Here is a 19,160-nt window from a genome sequence, read left to right as displayed (position 1 = left end):
CGAATGGCCGATTACAAACTCTGGGGCTTCGACGGCTCGACCTATGTGCGGACCGTCAAGATGGTGTTTGCCGAGAAGCATGGTGGCAATTACGAGCAGGTCCAGGTGAACGTCCTCGAAGGCGAGCCGAAGAGCGAAGAGCACCGCCAGCGTCATCCCTTCGGCAAGGTTCCGGTGCTCGACCATAAGGATTTTCGCATCTACGAAACGCCTGCGATCTGCCAGTATCTCGATGCAGTCCTGCCCGGGATCGCGCTCATTCCCTCCGATCCGAAGAGCCGGGCGCGGATGGACATGGTCACCAATATCGTCGACTCCTACACCTACGGCCCAGCGATCGGCGGTGTCGTCGCCTATCACCTTTTCCCGGATTTCGTCGGCGGCAAGAACGACGAAGCCCACAAGCAGGGCATTTCGGACACCAAGCACGCCCTGACCCAGCTGATGAAGATCAAGGGCGGCGACCAGTATCTCGCCGGCGAGCAGATTTCGATCGCCGATCTCTATCTCGCGCCGATCGTCGCCTACATCACCATGACGCCGCACAAGGACGAGTTCCTGAACGAGATCGACGGATTGTCCGCCTGGTGGGAGCTGATTTCCAACCGCGAGAGTTTCAAGGCGACCGATCCGTCCTGATTCTTCCAGCATCTTCTCACACCGCAGAAAGCGAACATGACTGGCAGATGCCTTTGGCATATGCCAGTTTTCGCTTGGGCGGTTCGACCCGCCCGCAGATCTCATCAACGGTAGGACCCGCGCTGAACTGCGTCATAGCGGCACGTTGATCGTCTGGAACGATCCCCTTGTCGCGGTGCACGCGCTTGCGCTCGATGTTGTTTTGGTGACAGACAACGAGAAAGAGTTCTCGCGCGTACCGAACTTGCGGACGGAGAATTGCCTCCGGGGCTGACGCGAGCGCGAAAATCCCTTTAGAAGAACCCCAACGCACTTTGTGCAGTGCACCCCCTATGGAAGGTGTGCGGATTTGGAACCGAGGTGGACAGAGACGGACATGGGTAAGGTAACCGGCTTTCTTGAAATCGATCGGCAGACGCCGAAATACCAGCCGGCCTCCGACCGTATCCGACATTTTAAAGAATTCACGCTTCCGATGTCGGAGCCAGAGGTCGCCAAGCAGGCGGCGCGTTGCATGGATTGCGGCATCCCGTATTGCCATGGCCCGACGGGCTGTCCGATCCACAACCAGATTCCCGATTGGAACGACCTCGTCTACCAGGGAGACTGGGAAGCGGCGATCCGCAATCTTCACTCCACGAACAATTTCCCCGAGTTTACTGGCCGCATATGCCCTGCGCCGTGTGAGGAAGCCTGTACGCTGAACCTCGAGGATGCACCCGTCGCGATCAAGACGGTGGAGCAGGCGCTCGCCGATAAGGCGTATGAGCTTGGCATGATCCAACCCCAGCCACCGAAGGCAAAGACTGGAAAAAGCGTCGCTGTCGTCGGTTCTGGACCTGCCGGCATGGCCGCCGCGCAGCAGTTGGGGCGCGCCGGTCACGACGTTCATGTCTACGAACGAGAGTCCAGGCCGGGCGGCCTGATGCGCTACGGCATCCCCGACTTCAAGATGGAAAAACATTACATCGACAAGCGTGTCGAGCAGATGGAAGCCGAGGGCGTGCGCTTCTTCTGCGGCGTGAATGTCGGTGTCGAGAAAACGGTAGACTCGCTTCTTTCGGAATATGACGCCGTCCTCTACTGCGGAGGTTCCGAAAAGCCGCGCGATTCCGGAATTCCCGATCACGGTCTCTCGGGCGTCTACCACGCCATGCCTTATCTCGTTCAGCAGAACCGGCGTGTCGGCGGTGAGAACTCCGAAAGCGTTGGTTGGCCGCAGGAAGAGATCTGGGCCGGCGGCAAGCATGTCGTTGTCGTTGGCGGCGGCGACACGGCCTCCGACTGCGTTGGCACGGCCTTTCGACAGGGCGCAGTGAAAGTCACCCAGCTCGACATTCGTCCGCAACCACCGCAACGCGAGAACAAACTCACTGTCTGGCCTTACTGGGCGACGAAGATGCGCACCTCGTCCTCACAGGCCGAAGGCGCGGTGCGCGAATTCCAGATCGCGACGCTCGATTTCGTTGGTGAAGATGGCGTTCTCACGGGTGTCAAATGCGCCGAGGTCGACGAGAAGCGTCAGCCTATCGAGGGCACGGAGTTCATCATCAAGGCTGATCTCGCCTTCATCGCCATCGGCTTCGCTGGTCCGTTCGAAACATCGGTCATGGCCGAGTTGAAGGATGCGCTGAAGACCAATGCGGATCGCCGAGGCAACATCTCAGTCGCAGCCGACGACCGCGACTACAGGACGTCGATCGACAAGTTCTACGCCGCGGGCGATATCCGCCGCGGCCAATCCTTGGTGGTTTGGGCGATCCGCGAGGGCCGGCAGGCGGCGCGCTCGATCGATCTTGCCCTGATGGGCCACACGACTTTGCCCCTCTAGGGCTCGACGCAACCATATCCTGAACATAACGGGCGGGCTTCTGACCGCCCGTTCGCGTCTAAGATGGCAAAGACCTGTCAGCGTCACAGCATTCGTCAATGATGAGCCCGGTCACCCGGACGAAGCCGGTGGTTCACTCGCTTCCTCGTCTTCGCCCGTCTGCCAGTCCTCGATGATCGCATCGAGGATCGAAGGCATTTCCTTTGGTGGCTCGATCCCAGCAGACTCGTTGATCGTTTTGAGATCAATCGAACCGCGATAGACGATCGGAGGATCGCTTCGGATGGCGCTCGACTTCGTACTCCAGGCGAAATTGTCGGCTCGTCCCTCACGACTGTTGACCTGATCGCCGTTGAGCACCAGCCGGTCGCGGGGCGACATTTCAAGCGAGAACGCGGTCTGGCTCGACCCGGTACCGAGCAGCGCTTCGCTGCCGTCGAGACCAGGATCGTTCAGTCCGACCGGCGCCGCAACCTGGGCGCTCGCTGCGTTCGACAGCGGCTGAAGCTGGATCGTCGGCAGGGACTTGGCGTCGAGTGCGATGTCGGGTGAGACCTCGCCGAGGATCGGAAGCAGAGCTTTTTCCGTGAAGAAGGCGAGCTTCTCCTCGCCCGCATCGGTCATATTGAGCCCGTCGCTGCCTCGAAGGCGCGTCGTTTGACCGTTCACATCCGGCCCCGAGTAGACGAAGTCGCCATTCTCATCGACAAAACCGTCCCAGATGCTGACGAACTCTCCCGAAACACGTTCGGCCGCCCGGCGATAGATGTCGTTGAAGAACACCATGTCCTCGCTCATGGAGTCGTACTTGAACGACGGCATGCCGACCCAGATCAACGGAACTTTCTTTTCTTCGGCGATCTTGGCGATGTCGGTCGCGCGCTTTTCGTACTCCGCGGTCCAGCCGTCGGAGCGGACCGAGAGCGTCGAACCTGAGAGGCGGAGCGGTTGTCGGTCGTTGGCACCGATCATGACCGCCAGAACGTCCGGTTTTTCCTCATCGATCAGCGGACCGAGTTGCTCGCCCCAATCGTAGAAGTCGTTGCGGACGAGGCCCGAGGAACCGTTCGTCTTCGAAGTGACGACCACCATGTCGTCGTCCGAAAAGGACTCTATAAGCCCGTCGGCCAGCGAATCGGCCATGAAATCGCCGACGACGAGAATTTTCTTGGCGTTGTCGTTCTTTTCAGAATCGTCAGCAACGGCGGCCGCCGCCGGAGCTGCCTGTGCCGGAGCGGAACGAACGGCATTGCGCGGGCTCGAACGCGTCTTACGGTTCGCGTTACGCTTCTTTCGTGTCGCGGAGCGCTGACTCCTGGTTGCCTTCTTTTTCCGGATCACGCGCTTCTTGATGACCCGGCGCGGTCGTTCGGCGTTGCTGCCGCCGCCGCCGAACAGCATGTCGACGATCGTCCGTGGACGCTGTTGTGCCTCCGCGCGCTGCACCGGTAGAATTCCCGTGACCGCCACCGCGACTGCCACGAGGGCTGCAAGCGCACGCAGTGCAGCGGATCGGAAACGGGCGCGTCGGGTCGCGAAAGTGGTCATTCGTCTCGCTTCCTTCCGGATTTCGACATGGCTAACGCACGCGAAAGCCATGCCAAGCTTTGATCGTTCCTGCGACTTTAGTTCTGGCGCAGATAGTTCAGCACAGCCTTGGACGGATTGCCATCCGCCGGCATTCCAGCCCGGTTCTGAATTGCGGTGATCGCGCCCTTTGACCCCGATCCAATCTTACCATCAATCTTGCCATCATAAAGCCCCAAGGCGGCGAGACGCTTCTGAAGCTCGAAGCGTTCGTCCATGGAAAGTGGGGTGTAACCGCGCGGCCAGTCTTGCACCAGCCCACTGTAACCGCCGATCTGGTCACCCAGCATGCCGACTGCCAGCGCATATTTGTCGGCATTGTTGTAGCTCTTCAGGACGAAGAAGTTCTTCATCATGAGGAAGGCTGGACCACTGTCGCCGGCGAGACGGACGAGGTTGGCGCGATCGCCGACATTCGGAAGCGGGCGGCCATCGGCGCGCGTGAAGCCGAGCGAAGCCCACTGGCTGATCGTCCGGTTGTCCCGTTCGAGCCGACCCCCGCGATACTGCGCCGGCACACGAACCTCGTAGCCCCATGTTTTGCCGGTCTGCCAACCATTCTTCCGAAGGAGATTGGCGGCCGTCGCAAGCGCATCCGGAACAGAGGCCCAGATATTGGCACGACCATCGCCATCGATATCCGAAGCATAGGCGCGGTAGCTCGTCGGAATGAACTGGGTGTGGCCCATGGCTCCGGCCCAGGAGCTCTGAAGGTTGGAAGGCGAGACATGGCCGTCCTGAACGATCTTGAGTGCTGCGATCAACTGTTCACGCGCGAACTTGGCACGGCGCTTATCAAGATAGGCGAGTGTCGCCAGCGAACGCGGCAGACTCTTCATCACATCGTCGCGCTTCAGGATTTCCCCGTAATTGGTCTCCATCGACCAAATCGCGAGCAGGATGTCGCGATCGACGCCGTATCGGCTTTCGATACGATCGAGCCAGCTGGACAATCGGCTCCGGTAGGCTTGGCCCGTACGGACCTGCATCTCGTTGACGCGATTATCGATGTAATCCCAGACCTTGGACTGGAATTCCGGCTGGTACCGGGCTTTCTCCAGAACGTCCTGATCAGGCGTCGTCACGCCGGAAAACGCGGCGCGATAGACGTCACGGCGCACGCCGTTCTGCGCCGCCGTGTTTTCGAAGGACTGGATCCAGTTGCGGAACCCAGCATCGGCCTGAGCGGCCTCCGGCACCAGGCTGGTCGCGACCGCAACGGCCAGGGCCGCGCCGAGTGTTCTCAATTTCTTTTGGAAGTTTCCGAAATACTTCATGACTTCAAGCGTTTCCCTCGATTGCTCGATATCATTCGATACGATGCGCGAAGTGCGTTGACGTTTCGTTTACCCTGAGGAGCCCTTCGATAAGATACTCCTCACCCCGGCATGGTCAGTTGCAGCTTTTTTCGGCGAAAGAGAGACGGCTTTGCCTTTTCAGGCGAGAACCTATTCTTCAGGCTGCAACGGCATGACGACATCTGGAGGTCTATCAATGAAGCGTGTGCGCAAAGCTGTATTTCCGGTCGCGGGTCTTGGCACGCGATTCCTCCCGGCGACGAAATCGATACCGAAGGAAATGCTCACGGTCGTCGACCGTCCGATCATTCAGTATGTCGTCGACGAAGCGCGCGAGGCCGGAATTGAGCACATGATCTTTGTGACCGGCCGCTCCAAGGAGGTGATCGAAGACTATTTCGATATTCAGATGGAGCTTTCAACGAGCCTTGCGGAGAAGGGGAAGACCGACAGGCTGAAGATTTTGAACGATCTCCAACCACCGCCCGGCACCACTTCCTTTACTCGACAACAGGCCCCGCTCGGGCTTGGTCATGCGGTCTGGTGCGCGCGCGAACTCGTCGGTAATGAGCCCTTTGCGCTTCTCCTTCCGGACATGATCATGCAGGCCGAGAAGGGCTGCCTCGCCTCGATGATGGAGCTTTATCAGAGCAACGGCGGGAACGTCCTGTCCGTCGAGGAGTGTGACCCCAACGAAACGGACAAATACGGCATCGTCGGCAAGGGAGAACCCATCGGTGACGGCTTCCGCATAACCGGCATGGTCGAAAAGCCTGCACCCAAAGACGCGCCGTCAAACTTCTACCTTTCGGGCCGCTACATCCTTCAGCCGGAAATATTCGAGATCCTCGAGAAGACCGGGCGTGGAGCGGGGGACGAGATACAGCTGACTGACGGCATGCAGACCCTCTTCAAGCAACAGCAATTTGCCGGCTATCCTTTCAGGGGTCGTACCTTCGACTGCGGCTCACCGGAAGGTTTCATCGAGGCCAACATCGCCTTCGCGCTCTGGCGGGCAGATATCCGCGATAAGGTGATAGACGATATCGAGCGGCTGATGGAGACTGTCGAGCCACGTGGCTGAACTGACCACCTGCTACCGCTGCAGGCGCAGTCCGACGATGACGGTGTTTGCATCCCAGTCGTCGGCCGGATCGGCTTCGAAGCGCCGTTCGTATTCGTAAGAACCCGAAAGAGCCAGGGTGCGGTTGAGCCAGTAGGTGAAGCCCACTTCGGCGGCGAGCCCAAGCGGATCGTTCTGCGATCCCTCGGTTGTCTCGAGCTCCGCGCGAAGGGTTCCGTTGAGGTCGACTTTTGCGCTCAGCGCGTGCAGCAGGCCGATCGACGCTTCGTAGTCGGCACTCGATACGCCGGCAGCCTCCGGATCGAATTGAGTGCGCGCAGCGAAGACGAGATCGGTGCCGCGGCGCGGTGACCAAGTGATGTTGGCGTCTATCGTCGGGGAAGACGTGGTCTCTCCTTCCTCCGGCATGCTCCATGCATATCCGAGGGCGATCTCTCCCTGCACCTTCTCGGTGAGATCGAGTTCGAGGCCGGCACGAACGGCGGGGATCGTCGCATCGGCATCGCTCACATTGGTTTCGTCGTAGAACCGGCGGCCGATGCTCGCTTCCGCGAAAGGCTTGATCGCCGGCGACAGCTCGTAGCCGGCGCGTGCGGTCGCCGTCGCGGTCGTGTAGCTCAGGTCGGGCGTACCCGGCACCGTCGAGAGGTAGTGTTCCCGGGCGACCGTCACCCCGCCGGTCAGTGCCGCGCGCCCGATCTCGCGACGCACCTCCGCGCCGAGCGAGCCGGACAGGATTTCGGGCGTACCTTCGGCGAGGCCTGTTCCGAGATCGATCTCGTCGTCGCGGCGATAGGCGATTGCGCCTCGCAAGGTAGCGCTGGTGAGAGCGCCGAAATCGAGTTCCATCCGCCCGTCGAGCGAGGCTTCTGGATCGTTCGGATCGTCTTCGCCCCCGAAGTCGCGGCGATAGCGCAGGCGGCCGTTCAACTCGCCTGCGTGCCGCGTCCAGTCGGTGACAGCGCGCAAGCCAATTTCGGTCTCAGAGAAGGCGCCAGCTTTGCCGCCGGCCTTCTCGTCGATATTCGTCGTGGCGCCGGCGGCTTGATAGAGTTCGGGATAGATCGTCAGCGTTCCGGCGCGAACTCCAACTGGAGCATAGGGAGCCTCCTCCCGCACCGGCCTTACAATTCGCTCCAGCGCGCGGGCCCGGGAATTGTCGTCCAAAAGCGTGTCCGACGACAAAGTCTCGCCGGCGATGCCTGCGGCGAGAGGGGGGTTGCCGAGCATGAAGTCTTGGCGCGTTTCCCGAACCGGCCCGGCTGGATCGCTCGCAGTCCGAGAGCGAAGCACGCCATCGGCTGTCTCGTTGTATTGGGGACCGAACGGTTCGTCGACCAGCCTTTCACCCTGATCCGGCGGAACAGCCGAAATTGGCTTAGAGACTAAGTCGTTCCCGAAGGGATCGACAGTATTGGGCGATCCTTCAGGACCAGCAAAGACGTCGAAATCATCCGTCTGCGCAGGTACCGGTTCATCTTGCCCGTACTCGTCGTCGTCAAGACGATCGATACTTCGTTCGTCCTGATAGAGCTCGCGAAGAAGTTCGCCTTCTTCGATCGAAAGGGCTTCGTCGCGCTCGAATAAAATTTGCCGGCGTTGGCCGAGCGCCATCCGATCACGGTCGGCGGCGTCGTTCGGCCTCTCCGTTCCGAGCCTTGAATGCGAGCTGGTGTACGCCCCTCTGATCTCGCCAAGGCTGGTTTCTTGGGAGAAGACAGGCAGAGCCATCATGAAGAGCCCGGATAAACCGGAGGTGGCAGCGATTATGCCGGCCCACGCACGTCCGTTCCGGTGTCCCATACCAGTCATTCTCAGAAACGGACTCTCATTTAAACGGCACAAGGATCGGTCGCTGAACTGCGGCCTTTGGAAAAGATGAAGATTTATGGTTAAGAAATGCTGAAACCGGGCCGACGCGTTCCGTCCAATGCCCGCAGCCAAGCCCTGAGAGCCTATATTGTCCCAGATCATGAAGCGTGCTTCCGAATCCTTCGATCCAGAAGGTAAGCCGTCGACGGCGATCCTCTCCGCCCTTCGCACGATCGCAACTGAAGCCGAAGGACTGAAGGCACTGAGCGAAAGTCTCGTCGGCGACCGGGCCAATGCGTTCGAACGCACCATCGCGCGCATTCTCGAAATGCGCGGCCGCATCGTCGTCACCGGCGTCGGCAAGAGCGGCCACATCGGCACCAAGATGGCCGCGACTTTCGCGTCGACTGGCACGCCGGCTTTCTTCGTCCATGCGGCGGAAGCCAATCACGGCGATCTCGGCATGATCGGGCAAGACGACATCATCCTTGCCTTGTCCTGGTCTGGCGAAACCAGTGAATTGAAGGGAATTCTGGACTATTCGCGCCGTTTCGGGATCACCCTCATCGCGATGACATCAAAACCCGACTCTGCGCTCGGTCGCAGCGCCGATGAGATTCTACAGTTGCCTCAGGCGACGGAAGCTTGCCCTCATGGGCTCGCGCCGACGACCTCGACGGCGCTCCAGATGGCACTCGGCGATGCGCTCGCGGTCGCCCTGTTGGAACAGCGCCGTTTCACTCCGCAGGATTTTCGCATCTACCATCCCGGGGGCAAGCTGGGCGCGAGCCTCGTCAAAGTTGGAGACGTCATGCATTCTGGAGACGAGATGCCCCTCGTCACCTCGAATACCCTCATGTCCGAGGCGATCCTCGTAATGTCACGTAAGAGTTTCGGTTGCGTCGCGATCACGGACGAGGCTGGTCGGCTCTCCGGAATTATCACCGACGGCGATCTGAGGCGCCATATCTCATCCGATCTTCTCGCCAAGACCGTCGACGATGTGATGACCCGGAACCCGAAGACAGTCGAGCCCGACACCCTCGCCATGGCGGCGCTCGAGACGATCAACGCTTCGAACATCACGTCGTTGATGGTGGTGCGCGAGGCGCAGCCCGTCGGCATCGTGCATCTGCACGATCTCCTGCGGATCGGCGTAGCGTGAAGCTGATCAGAACCAGCCCTTCGAACGAAAATAGATCGTCGGCAGCAGTCCCGACATCACCATCAGCACGATCGCCATCGGATAGCCGAACGACCAGTCCAGTTCGGGCATGATCCGGAAGTTCATGCCGTAAATGGAGGCGATCAGCGTCGGCGGCAGGAAGGCGACCGAGGCGACGGAGAACACCTTTATGATGCCGTTCTGCTCGATCGAGATCATGCCGACCGTCGTGTCGAGTAAAAAGGTCGTTTTGTTCGAAAGAAACGAACAGAAGTCGTTAAGAGAGCGAACGTCTCGCGACATTATCTTCAGCCGCCTTCTCAGACTTTGAGCGTTCTTTTCGCGGCCGTCGAGGACGAGTTGCAGGAACGGCGTCAGCCGATCGAAGATCGCCAGCGCCTCGCGAACGCGCGAGGCGAGGTCGCCGGCCTCGCCGATGCGTCGCAGGAGGCGTTTGAACTCCACCGTTCCAATCGGCTTCTTGCGGCTCGACGAGGAAAAGATATCCGTCGCGATCTGATCGAGATCGGTGGATATCGTCTCCAGAAGATCGGCGACTCGGTCGACCACTGTTTCCAGGATGCCGACGAGCAGGCTTTCGGCTTTGTGGTCTTCGCCGGCCTCCGACATGGCCGAGGAAGTGCCCGGAAGCGGTTTCTCGTCCCTCTTAAGACCCATGATGGACGGATCGTGGCAGAGTCGGGCTGCGAAAATCTTGAAGCTCGTTGGATCGCTGTAGCGGATCGTGACGAGTCGCTTCGACGCCAGCATGAAGGTCACCGGGGCGAAAGAGGGCTGGTCGCTATGGAGGCCGTGGATGACCGGAATATTCATCACCTCGGCGTTCGCGTCACTGTAGAGCCTGCTGGAGATCTCGATCTCCATCATCTCCGCCCGAGAGGGGATCGTCGCCCGGACGAGGGCTTCGACCTTGCGAATCTCGTCCTCGCTCGGTTCGGCAAGATCGACCCAGACAGCCTCCTCCGGAACCGCCTCGTTGGCTATGTCGATCGGACGGCGGGTCATGTGGGACCCATCGGACAGGTAGACGCTGATCATCCCGGAATGGCCATCCTTTCGCCTCTCGATGCTGAGCCAGCTCAGCCGTCGATCGTCTCATGCGCGCCCGCGGAAACGCTCTGGATAGAGCAGACGGTCATCGCACCTCCAGGGAGCCTTCCACCCTCGGCGACGTCGCGTCTGGGAATTCGCCCGGTCAGTTGCTCTTTTCGGGAGAGCTTTCTCCCGCTTCGTCGACAGGCTCGGCGCTTTCCGGCGGCGCTTCGAGGCTCCAGACGACGCCGGTTTCTTCGAAGCTCATCGAAGCCGAACCGCCAAGGCCGCGTGCCGTCATCTTTTGGGTCACCAGCGTTCCGAAGCCTGACCGGCTCGGCTTCTTTACCGGCGGTCCTCCACTTTCGCGCCATTCCATTTCAAACTTGTCGGCATAGGACCAGGTGATCCTCACGAAACCGTCTTCGACTGACAGAGCGCCGTATTTGGCGGCATTCGTCGCAAGTTCATGCAGGGCAAGTCCGATCGTCTGGGCGATGGAGGCGTTCACCCTTAGCCGCGGACCATCATAGCGGATGCGTTTCGTCTGGATGCCGAAGGCCGCGAGTTGATTCTCGATCAGCGCCGAAAGTTCGACGCTCTCCCAGCCTTGGTTCGACAAAAGCTCGGCTGAGCGAGCGAGGGAGGCGAGGGCGTCTGACAGCGTGTTCAGAAATTCGCCGGTGTTGGCGCTTTCGCGAGCCGCTCGCCGGGCGATCGCAGCGACCAGCGCGTACTGGTTCTTCGCCCGGTGTGTCATCTCCCGCATCAAGAGCCGGGTTTGCTCCTCCGCCTCGATCCGGTCGCGCGATGCCCGGTTCAGCACTTTCGATACTTCGCCGATCTCGGCGATGTCTGTTGCTACGTTCCCCGCCGGTTCGCCGCGCCCGATCGCCTGAGCCTGTTTGGAAAGCGCAAGGATCGGCCGTGACACGCGTCGGCCCATCATCACCCCAAGGAAGATGCTGAAACCGGTAAGTATGAGACCGAACGCGATCAGCGCGAACCAGGAGCGCATGATCGGCCGTTCGATTGCGGCGTTCGAGACGGTGACAGTCGTTCGCCAATGGGTGAGTTCGGAGATTTTGGAGGCGTCGATAAGGTTGTCGCTGTCGCTGAAGCCCGGCATGGGCGGACCGGCTTCTTTTTCGATCCTGCGTGGGCCGAACATCTGGCCGTTCGACGCTCCACCGGAGAAAACCTGCTCTCCGTCCTCGTCTTCGACAACGACTGACCAGGCCCCGGGCAGGCTCTCCTCGTTGATGACGTTTTCGAGGCTGTCGAGTGGCTTGGTCAGCGCAACGACATATCGAGCTCCACCGCGTTCTTCTGTTGGAACGGCGACTATGAAGACGAGCTTTTCCAAACGGGGATCGAAAGCGACGCCGGATACATCGATTTGTCCAGTTTCGCGTGCAGCATCGATGATTTGCCGTTCGTGTTTCTGGACGATCGGCTCGTAGGGAGCACTGCTAGAGGAGACGATGACTTCGCCGTCCTCACCGACAAGATCGGCGACAATCCCGCTCTGCTCTAATGCGCGGACGGAACGTTCGCGAAAGATAGTGAAATCCTCACGACCGATGGTGACCGAGGTTGCCAGAACGCGCGCCGTCGCCAAGAGCCCGACAACCTCGCGATCGAAGGCGTTGGAAACGATCTCAGCCATGTCGCCCACCTGTGCTCGGGCGAGTTCCTGCTGTTGGTCGGAAAATCGGTAGATCAGCAAGGCGCTGAAGAGGAGCGCCGGCGTGAGCACCATCAACGTCAGCGTGGTCAGATAGACAAGCAAGGATGGGCGCAGCATCGCGTGAGCGAGACGGCTCAAACGCAGGCGACCCCGAGGCAGAGGCACACGCCCCCAACGCAGAAGCCGTTTAGACTGGCCCGCCCGTTTGCCGAGGCTCATGAAATCGATGCCCTGCCGCTTGGCCGAATCGACGAAGAGTGTCGGATCCGGCTTTGCCCCCTCGACGGCTCGCGCCACTCGAATCAGCTCGACCTTTCGCCGGAAGCCGTGTGCGGGGTGCCGTCACTCGCGTGGAACTAGACCCGACTTGCCTTAATGTGACAAGCGCCGCGAGTGCCTGTGAAATAACACCTGCGATGCAGATTTCGCCATGCCGCGGGGTTTGTGGACATGCGCGAAGCCGGCGCGGCGGCGGTTCGCTAGCGAATGCGCAACTAGTGTTGCCGGAGGGCAACGGAGGACGTGTTCAGGTCCGACACTGACTGGCGCGTGGTCTCTGCATTACCGGCGTGCTGTTTGAGCGACAGGCCGAGTCCGCTCGGTGAAAGAACCGACAGGTGTCAGTTTCGAGCCACGCGCTGTCATCGCCGGTAATGCCACCGATACGAACGGCGAACATGTACCACTTCCATTCCGGTCTTGTCGGCTTCGACAATCACACTCTGAGAGCTCGAATGCTGCCGAAGCTACCGACCCTCACCTCGGTCTATCGAAGCATATCTTTTCGCCTTACCTCCAAGGCCGACCTCGACTCCGATCGATATACAAACGGTTTGCTGGCGTTCCATTGTGATGCTCGAAACGTGCCTCTTCCTTGGATGTCCCGCGGCAGGCCCGGGGCCTGGAACGTGATTGTTCTCATGAACGCCGTGAGATCTGCGGACACCCGACTTGTTCCGCAACGCAGCCTCAGCTTTAAGCGATGACGAGATCGAGAAATAAGGGTCGCGGACATGCGGGAAGACGGGAAGATCTATCTCGGTACCAGCCGTGATCCTTCGAATGCCAACAAGAAGGGCGAATACCTCGATCTGAAGCTCGCCAACCGACACGGGCTCGTCACCGGTGCGACCGGCACCGGGAAGACGGTGACGCTGCAGATCCTCGCTGAGGGGTTTTCGGAAGCCGGCGTTCCTATTGTTTGTGCCGATATCAAAGGCGATCTTTCCGGTATTTCCGCGAGAGGCGAAGACAAGGATTTCCTCACGAAACGCGCCTCCGAGATCGGCCTCGATCCCTATTATCGCGACTACTTCCCGGTCGTCTTCTGGGACATCTTCGGCGAGCAGGGCCATCCCATTCGAACAACCGTCACCGAGATGGGGCCGCTCCTCCTTTCGCGGCTGATGGACCTGTCCGACGCCCAGGAAGGCGTCCTCAACATTGCGTTCAAAATCGCCGACGACGAGGGCCTGCTCCTCCTCGATCTAAAGGACCTCCAGGCGATGCTCGCATACGTAGTGGAGAGTGCATCCGAGATCTCAAAGACCTATGGCAATGTGACGAAAGCGTCGGTGGGTGCGATTCAGCGCTCGCTGCTCGTCCTAGAGCAGCAGGGTGCGGAGCAATTCTTCGGCGAACCGGCCCTTTCGATCGCCGACCTGATGAGGACCGATCGCGATGGGCGTGGGGTCGTGAACATCATAGCCGCTGACAAGCTGATGATGAACCCGCGTCTCTACGGCACTTTCCTGCTCTGGCTTCTCTCCGAACTCTTCGAAGAACTGCCCGAAGTGGGGGACCTGGAGAAACCCAAGCTCGTCTTCTTCTTCGATGAGGCGCATCTTCTCTTCGACGACGCGCCCAAGATCCTGCTGGAACGGATCGAACAGCTCGTGAAGCTCATCCGCTCGAAGGGCGTCGGCATTTATTTCGTTACACAGAACCCGCTCGACCTGCCGGACAGCGTGCTCGCCCAACTCGGCAACCGGGTGCAGCATGCGCTGCGCGCCTATACCCCGCGCGAACAGAAGGCGGTGAGGACCGCTGCGGAGACCTTTCGGCCGAACCCGGAATTCGACGCCTACGAGACGATCACCAATCTCGGTGTCGGCGAGGCACTGGTCTCGACGCTCGGACCGAAGGGTGTCCCCTCCGTCGTCGAGCGCACGCTCATCCGTCCACCCGCGGCCAGTCTCGGCCCGATCACGGACGACCAGCGATCCGAACTCATCCGCAGGAGCCAGGTCGCCGGCAAGTACGATCATCCCGTCGACCGAGAATCGGCCTACGAAATGCTTGCCGGCCGCGCCGAGGACGAGCTTAAGCGCGAAGAGGAGGCCCGGCGTCGCGAAGAGGAAGAGCCGCGCCGCACCCGGACCGGATTCCAGATGCCGGATTTCGGTTCCGGCGGGCGCGACGACACCCAGGACTACGACGACGAAGAGGTGCCGTCCGACCGGCGCGCTCCGCGCCGCAGGCGTCGTTCGGCTTCGAGCTATCAACGCCAGTCCGTGGCGGAGACGATCATGAAGCAGGTCGGTCGGACACTCGCCTCCACCGTGACGCGGGCCGTGGTCCGGGGAATTCTAGGCAGCTTGAAGAAGGGCCGGTAGTTTCGGCCGCCCGAAATCTCGGGATCCGGCCGATTGAAGACCACGGCTTTTATTTGACCCATCGGCGCACCACATCCCCAGGTAGGGTGCCGCACCGATTGAGCGGCGAACAGGTGATGGAGCGATGCAGATGAACGGCGAGAAATCTCAGGCCACCTCATACCTCTTGTGGTTCTGCTGCCTGTTCATCGTCTGCGGTCTCCACCGCTTCTACCTCGGCCGCCCGTGGACGGGTCTTCTCTGGTTGCTCACCGGCGGTCTGCTCGGCATCGGCCAGATTATCGACCTCTTCCTGATCCCGGGAATGGTTCGCGAACAAAACATGGAAAATCGGCTCGCTGGCTACGATCGTGACAGGATCCGCCGATGACGATCAATCAACCCCTGGCCGAAGAGAAGTCGAAGGCGGTGTCTTACCTTCTTTGGTGCTCCTGCTTCTTCGGCGTCTGCGGTATTCATCGCTTCTACAACGGTCGGCCAGTCTCCGGCACAATCTGGCTGCTGACGCTCGGCTTCCTTTATATCGGACAGATCATCGATCTGTTCCTGATTCCGGGCATGGTGCGGGAGGAGAATCTGGAACGCAGCATTGCCCTGCGCGAGCGTGACGATCGCGCACTTCTCTGATCAGATCAGGGTCGGGTGACAGGGTACGTCTTTTGCGAAAGTAAGGGGCGCCTCAAGCGTCCCTCTCTGGTTTCGTTGCCTATACAATCAGACTTTGCGGCTTCCATTCCGCCGCTTTCAGTTTCTCCGCGCTCGGCGCCGGGTCGGACAGCATCGCTGCGTGGAGTTCCGCGGTGACGTCCGCTTTGCCGCGTCCGATGCCGGCAATGACTTTGCCATTCTTGATGTAGAAGGCGGTGTAGCTGCCGTTCTCGATATCGCCCTCGATATGGACGTCGTCGTAACTTTCCGCATGGCCGACATAGTGGATCGGCCCGTATTGTGCCGACCAGAAGAACGGCACACCGGCGAAGGCGCCCTCATCCCCCAGCATGGCCCGGGCCGCATGGCGGCCATGCTGTTCGGCGACGCGCCAGTGCTCGATCCGGGTGGAATAGCCGCGCTTATAGAGCGGGAAGTCGGCGACGTCGCCGCCGACCCACAGGCGATCGGCGGCCCTGAGGTTCGCATCGACCGAGACCTTCCCGTCCTTCGCGAGATCGCCGAAGGCGTCGAGATTGGGCTTGGCTCCGACGGCTAGGATTATGAGCCCGGCACGAATCGTCTCACCCCCTTCGGTGGTCACGCCAGTCGCCATCCCGTCGGACGCTTCGATCTTCTCAACCCTGGCGCCGAGCTTCATCGTGACGCCTTTGGATTTGTGCTGCTCGGTGATCTGCCTGGCAACGGCATCGCCCCATTTGGAAGCGAAGGGCAACTCCTCTGGCGTCACGACGGTAATATTCCTCCCGTCGCCCGCGAGCGCAGCCGCGGCCTCCATTCCGATGAAGCCTGAGCCGACAATAACAATCTCCGTTTCGACTTCGGCCGCCCCAAGCAGCGCCTTGCCGTCGTTCAGGCTACGCAGGGTGAAGACGTTCGGCATATCGGCATTTTCGATCGGCAGCTGAGCGGAACCGCTTCCAGGCGCCGCGAAGCAGGCGTCGTAGGTTAGTTCCGAAGGTGCGCCCTTGCCTTCGAGCGTCAGATGCCGCGCTTCTGCATCGATCTTCGTCACTCGCGCATGGACTCGCTCAATGCCAAGATCGTGCAGTTCATCGCGGCTTGCGAGCGTCATCTTTTCGGGCGTCGTCCCGCCCTTCAGATAGGCCTTTGAAAGGTCGGTACGGTCGTAGGGCGGCGTGTCCTCCTGACCGATCATCACGATTCGCCCGTCGAAGCCGCGCTTTACGAGTTCCTGGGCGCAGGCGAGCCCCGCTGCGCCCGTGCCTATGATCGCGAACACTGCATCGCCGCCGGTCTTGCGCTCGCTCTGGGCCACCTCAGGCCGATGGATGTGGGCGCCTTCCGGCACCTCGACCATGATCCGGCCATTCTGCACCGAAACGACGAAGCGGGTCAGGCAGCCTTGGCCGGGCGGCTCGATATGGTCGCCGCTGTCGAGGTCGAAGATGGCATGATGCCATGGGCAAATAACCGTATTGGCGACCCGCGTGCCGTTCTTCAGCGGCGCGCCTTTGTGAGTGCATTTGGCGCCAGTCGCGAAGACACGTTCGCCGTCGCGGGCCAGAAGCAGCTTGGTTTCGCCGACTTCGACTTCTTTCAGCTCGTCGGGCCCCAATTCGTCGAGTCCGAGGACATCATGCTGCATTGTCGTCTATCCTTATGGCGCGTGGGCGAGCCGCCGCGATGCATGTTCGATATTTGCGATCCAACTTGGAAGATGGAACGCCCGTTCCGGCTGGAAACCCGGCTTGGTGATCTGCTGTCGCCTCAAACGCAAAACGGGCCGCGAAGCGCGACCCGTTCGATATGCTGCGACGGCGACAGTTCGTCTCAGGCGATCCCGCCTTGCGTCACCAGAACCTGGGTGCCGGATGGCACTCGATCGTAGAGATCGATGATGTCCTGGTTCATGAACCGTATGCAGCCGGAGGAGTTGTTCGTGCCGATCGTCCAATATTCGGGGGAACCATGCAGACGATAAAGCGTGTCGCGTCCACCCTGGAAGAGATAGAGAGCGCGCGCGCCTAGCGGATTACCGATGCCGGGCTCCATGCCGCCATTCTCCGCGGAGTATTCCGCGAGTTCGGGTTTGCGCTGGATCATCTCTGCGGGTGGCGTCCAGGTCGGCCATTTTTTCTTCCACTGCACCTTGGCACGGCCCGACCATTCCATGCCGGCCCGTCCAACGCCAACGCCGTAGCGCATCGCCCTGCCGCCTGGCTGAACGAGATAGGCGAACTTGTTGGCTGTATCGACGACAATTGTGCCCGGCGCCTCGCCAGTCGGATCGGCGACTTCCTGCCGATAGTAGATCGGATTGACCCGTGAGAGGTCGACCGCTGGAATTCGGTAACCGCCGTCATAGACGGCATCGTACATCCTGCGATACCGGGCGCTCGGTGCGCCGAAGGTCGATCCCGATCGGCTATCATAGCCGGATGGACCGCCATCGGCGTTGAACGCCGACATCCCGATAATGCGGGCGCGCGGACCGGATGACGAGCACCCTGCGAGTGCAGCGCCAGCTGTCAGGCCAAGACCCATAAGGAATTTGCGTCGCGAATGAAGCGAGGTCATGTTCGGTTTTCTCCAGCCAATCTGTGACGCGCTCTTGATGGCGCTGACACAGGTTCTTTCGAAGCTTAAGCCTCACATGCTACATCGAGTTCCGCGCGGTACACCTCGTCTCACGTTCAAGTGATCTGGGTGTCGGATGGTGTAAGGGACGAGCGTAGCGGTCCAAGGGCGGTTCGCTCGCGAGAGGCGGGACCTTCAACAGGCAGGGACGATCGAATGGCTAAAGACGCGCAAGGGACGCCCGACCGGCGCTCGCGGACCTGGTTCGACGGAAGGTGGCACGAAGGCGCGTTGAACTGCGTGAGCCCTGCTACTCACGGTCTTTGGCTCGGTAGCTCTGTATTCGACGGCGCGCGTTGGTTCGAGGGATTGTCACCCGATCTCGACCTCCACTGTCAGCGCGTCAATCGGTCCGCGCGGGCGATGGGTCTCGAGCCAACGATGGCCTCCGGAGAGATCGAGAGGTTGGTTCTCGAAGGCATCGCTGATTTCGATGGAAACACCGCAATCTACGTCAAGCCGATGTATTGGGCGACGGCCGGCGGCTTCATGGGCGTGCCGCCGGAGCCGTCCTCGACTGTCTTTTGCCTCTATCTCTTCGAGTCGCCGATGATGGAGCCGACTGGCTTCACTCTAGGGCTGTCACCCTTCCGCCGACCGACGGTCGAGGTCGCGATGACCGACGCCAAGGCCGGCTGTCTCTATCCCAATTCCGGCAGGGCAATCACCGAGGTCCGCTCTCGCGGGTACGACAACGCTTTGATGTGCGACATGCTCGGCAATGTCGCAGAGACAGCGACGTCCAACATCTTCCTTGCCAAGAACGGCGTCGTGATGACGCCGATTGCAAACGGCTGTTTCCTATCGGGCATCACACGCGCACGCGTGATCGAATGCCTGCGCGCCGACGGCGTCGAGGTGATCGAGAAGACGCTCCGGCCGCAGGATTTCCTTGAAGCGGACGAACTGTTCTCCACCGGCAACCATTCGAAGGTCGTCCCGATCACGCGTTTCGAGAGCGTCTCCTTCCAGCCGGGCCATTTCTACAGACGTTCGCGCGAGCTTTACTGGGAGTTCGCGAAGGCTGGTGTGGCCTGAGGCCAGAGCAGTCAGTCTCGTCGAGCGGACCGAATATTCCGTAACGTTCTCTTTTTCGGCGGCGAATTCTCTAAAGTA

General features: G+C 60.5%; 15 protein-coding genes. 8 read left to right on the top strand and 7 right to left on the bottom strand.

Annotation, left to right across the window (positions count from 1 at the left end):
* The first annotated feature begins 3 nt into the window (after positions 1-3).
* Both FP2506_RS09875 and FP2506_RS09865 read left to right on the top strand, forming a co-directional pair.
* A complete protein-coding gene (locus tag FP2506_RS09875) occupies positions 4-639 on the top strand; it encodes a glutathione S-transferase family protein (RefSeq protein WP_007067323.1) in 636 nt (211 codons plus the stop codon).
* A gap of 376 nt (positions 640-1,015) precedes the next feature.
* Complete coding sequence (locus FP2506_RS09865; protein ID WP_007067321.1) at positions 1,016-2,470, top strand: glutamate synthase subunit beta; 1,455 nt, start codon at positions 1,016-1,018, stop codon at positions 2,468-2,470.
* Between the two features lie 111 nt (positions 2,471-2,581).
* Here the strand turns inward: FP2506_RS09865 and FP2506_RS09860 are convergent, their stop codons facing one another.
* On the bottom strand, positions 2,582-4,018 hold the full coding sequence (locus tag FP2506_RS09860; protein ID WP_007067320.1) for an SGNH/GDSL hydrolase family protein: 1,437 nt from the start codon (positions 4,016-4,018) through the stop codon (positions 2,582-2,584).
* Between the two features lie 77 nt (positions 4,019-4,095).
* Positions 4,096-5,334 (bottom strand): lytic murein transglycosylase, encoded by a 1,239-nt coding sequence (locus FP2506_RS09855; protein WP_007067319.1) that lies wholly within the window; start codon positions 5,332-5,334, stop codon positions 4,096-4,098.
* A gap of 217 nt (positions 5,335-5,551) precedes the next feature.
* Here FP2506_RS09855 and galU point away from each other — a divergent pair, with 217 nt between their 5' ends.
* Positions 5,552-6,439: a UTP--glucose-1-phosphate uridylyltransferase GalU gene (gene galU, locus FP2506_RS09850; RefSeq protein WP_007067318.1), complete on the top strand. Its 888-nt coding sequence runs from the start codon at positions 5,552-5,554 to the stop codon at positions 6,437-6,439.
* A gap of 12 nt (positions 6,440-6,451) precedes the next feature.
* On the opposite strand, the gene FP2506_RS09845 is transcribed toward galU, so the two are convergent.
* Positions 6,452-8,242: an outer membrane beta-barrel protein gene (locus FP2506_RS09845; RefSeq protein ID WP_040489077.1), complete on the bottom strand. Its 1,791-nt coding sequence runs from the start codon at positions 8,240-8,242 to the stop codon at positions 6,452-6,454.
* Between the two features lie 169 nt (positions 8,243-8,411).
* On the opposite strand from FP2506_RS09845, the gene FP2506_RS09840 reads away from it, so the two are divergent.
* Positions 8,412-9,416, top strand: a complete 1,005-nt coding sequence (locus FP2506_RS09840; protein WP_007067316.1) for a KpsF/GutQ family sugar-phosphate isomerase — start codon at positions 8,412-8,414, stop codon at positions 9,414-9,416.
* A 6-nt stretch (positions 9,417-9,422) separates the two neighbouring features.
* Here FP2506_RS09840 and FP2506_RS09835 read toward each other — a convergent pair whose 3' ends face one another.
* Together FP2506_RS09835 and FP2506_RS09830 are read right to left on the bottom strand one after the other, a co-directional pair.
* Positions 9,423-10,475, bottom strand: a complete 1,053-nt coding sequence (locus tag FP2506_RS09835) for a magnesium transporter CorA family protein (protein ID WP_007067315.1) — start codon at positions 10,473-10,475, stop codon at positions 9,423-9,425.
* 157 nt (positions 10,476-10,632) lie between these two features.
* Complete coding sequence (locus FP2506_RS09830; protein WP_007067314.1) at positions 10,633-12,456, bottom strand: HWE histidine kinase domain-containing protein; 1,824 nt, start codon at positions 12,454-12,456, stop codon at positions 10,633-10,635.
* Between the two features lie 716 nt (positions 12,457-13,172).
* Between FP2506_RS09830 and FP2506_RS09825 the strand changes: the two genes are divergently transcribed.
* From FP2506_RS09825 to FP2506_RS09815, 3 genes are all read left to right on the top strand, one after another.
* Positions 13,173-14,774: a helicase HerA-like domain-containing protein gene (locus tag FP2506_RS09825; RefSeq protein ID WP_007067313.1), complete on the top strand. Its 1,602-nt coding sequence runs from the start codon at positions 13,173-13,175 to the stop codon at positions 14,772-14,774.
* 130 nt (positions 14,775-14,904) lie between these two features.
* Positions 14,905-15,144, top strand: coding sequence for an NINE protein (locus FP2506_RS09820; RefSeq protein WP_148227530.1), 240 nt, complete (start codon positions 14,905-14,907; stop codon positions 15,142-15,144).
* The gene (locus tag FP2506_RS09815; RefSeq protein ID WP_007067311.1) at positions 15,141-15,401 is read left to right on the top strand and encodes a TM2 domain-containing protein; all 261 of its coding nucleotides are present in this window, start codon (positions 15,141-15,143) and stop codon (positions 15,399-15,401) included. Before FP2506_RS09820 ends, FP2506_RS09815 begins: the two co-directional genes overlap by 4 nt.
* 79 nt (positions 15,402-15,480) lie before the next feature.
* Here FP2506_RS09815 and FP2506_RS09810 read toward each other — a convergent pair whose 3' ends face one another.
* Together FP2506_RS09810 and FP2506_RS09805 are read right to left on the bottom strand one after the other, a co-directional pair.
* On the bottom strand, positions 15,481-17,052 hold the full coding sequence (locus tag FP2506_RS09810) for an FAD-dependent oxidoreductase (RefSeq protein WP_007067310.1): 1,572 nt from the start codon (positions 17,050-17,052) through the stop codon (positions 15,481-15,483).
* A 185-nt stretch (positions 17,053-17,237) separates the two neighbouring features.
* Entirely contained in the window at positions 17,238-17,984 is a 747-nt protein-coding gene (locus tag FP2506_RS09805; protein ID WP_007067309.1) for a L,D-transpeptidase, read from the bottom strand.
* Positions 17,985-18,200: 216 nt separating this feature from the next.
* Here FP2506_RS09805 and FP2506_RS09800 point away from each other — a divergent pair, with 216 nt between their 5' ends.
* Positions 18,201-19,082, top strand: coding sequence for a branched-chain amino acid aminotransferase (locus tag FP2506_RS09800; RefSeq protein WP_040489076.1), 882 nt, complete (start codon positions 18,201-18,203; stop codon positions 19,080-19,082).
* Positions 19,083-19,160: the final 78 nt, after the last annotated feature.

Origin of the sequence: Fulvimarina pelagi HTCC2506 (genome assembly GCF_000153705.1) — a bacterium.
In the GTDB taxonomy this organism is placed as follows: domain Bacteria; phylum Pseudomonadota; class Alphaproteobacteria; order Rhizobiales; family Rhizobiaceae; genus Fulvimarina; species Fulvimarina pelagi.
Note: the sequence above shows the minus strand (reverse complement) of the source record. Positions and strands in the feature narration are given on the sequence as shown.

What these genes read in the sequence shown, in the direction of transcription:
- FP2506_RS09810 (WP_007067310.1), bottom strand. Translation starts at nt 17,052, where the DNA reads ATGCAGCATGATGTCCTCGGACTCGACGAATTGGGGCCCGACGAGCTG.
- FP2506_RS09825 (WP_007067313.1), top strand. Translation starts at nt 13,173, where the DNA reads ATGCGGGAAGACGGGAAGATCTATCTCGGTACCAGCCGTGATCCTTCG.
- FP2506_RS09820 (WP_148227530.1), top strand. Translation starts at nt 14,905, where the DNA reads ATGAACGGCGAGAAATCTCAGGCCACCTCATACCTCTTGTGGTTCTGC.
- FP2506_RS09875 (WP_007067323.1), top strand. Translation starts at nt 4, where the DNA reads ATGGCCGATTACAAACTCTGGGGCTTCGACGGCTCGACCTATGTGCGG.
- FP2506_RS09805 (WP_007067309.1), bottom strand. Translation starts at nt 17,984, where the DNA reads ATGACCTCGCTTCATTCGCGACGCAAATTCCTTATGGGTCTTGGCCTG.
- FP2506_RS09800 (WP_040489076.1), top strand. Translation starts at nt 18,201, where the DNA reads ATGGCTAAAGACGCGCAAGGGACGCCCGACCGGCGCTCGCGGACCTGG.
- FP2506_RS09865 (WP_007067321.1), top strand. Translation starts at nt 1,016, where the DNA reads ATGGGTAAGGTAACCGGCTTTCTTGAAATCGATCGGCAGACGCCGAAA.
- FP2506_RS09845 (WP_040489077.1), bottom strand. Translation starts at nt 8,242, where the DNA reads ATGGGACACCGGAACGGACGTGCGTGGGCCGGCATAATCGCTGCCACC.
- FP2506_RS09855 (WP_007067319.1), bottom strand. Translation starts at nt 5,334, where the DNA reads ATGAAGTATTTCGGAAACTTCCAAAAGAAATTGAGAACACTCGGCGCG.
- galU (WP_007067318.1), top strand. Translation starts at nt 5,552, where the DNA reads ATGAAGCGTGTGCGCAAAGCTGTATTTCCGGTCGCGGGTCTTGGCACG.
- FP2506_RS09815 (WP_007067311.1), top strand. Translation starts at nt 15,141, where the DNA reads ATGACGATCAATCAACCCCTGGCCGAAGAGAAGTCGAAGGCGGTGTCT.
- FP2506_RS09835 (WP_007067315.1), bottom strand. Translation starts at nt 10,475, where the DNA reads ATGATCAGCGTCTACCTGTCCGATGGGTCCCACATGACCCGCCGTCCG.
- FP2506_RS09860 (WP_007067320.1), bottom strand. Translation starts at nt 4,018, where the DNA reads ATGACCACTTTCGCGACCCGACGCGCCCGTTTCCGATCCGCTGCACTG.
- FP2506_RS09840 (WP_007067316.1), top strand. Translation starts at nt 8,412, where the DNA reads ATGAAGCGTGCTTCCGAATCCTTCGATCCAGAAGGTAAGCCGTCGACG.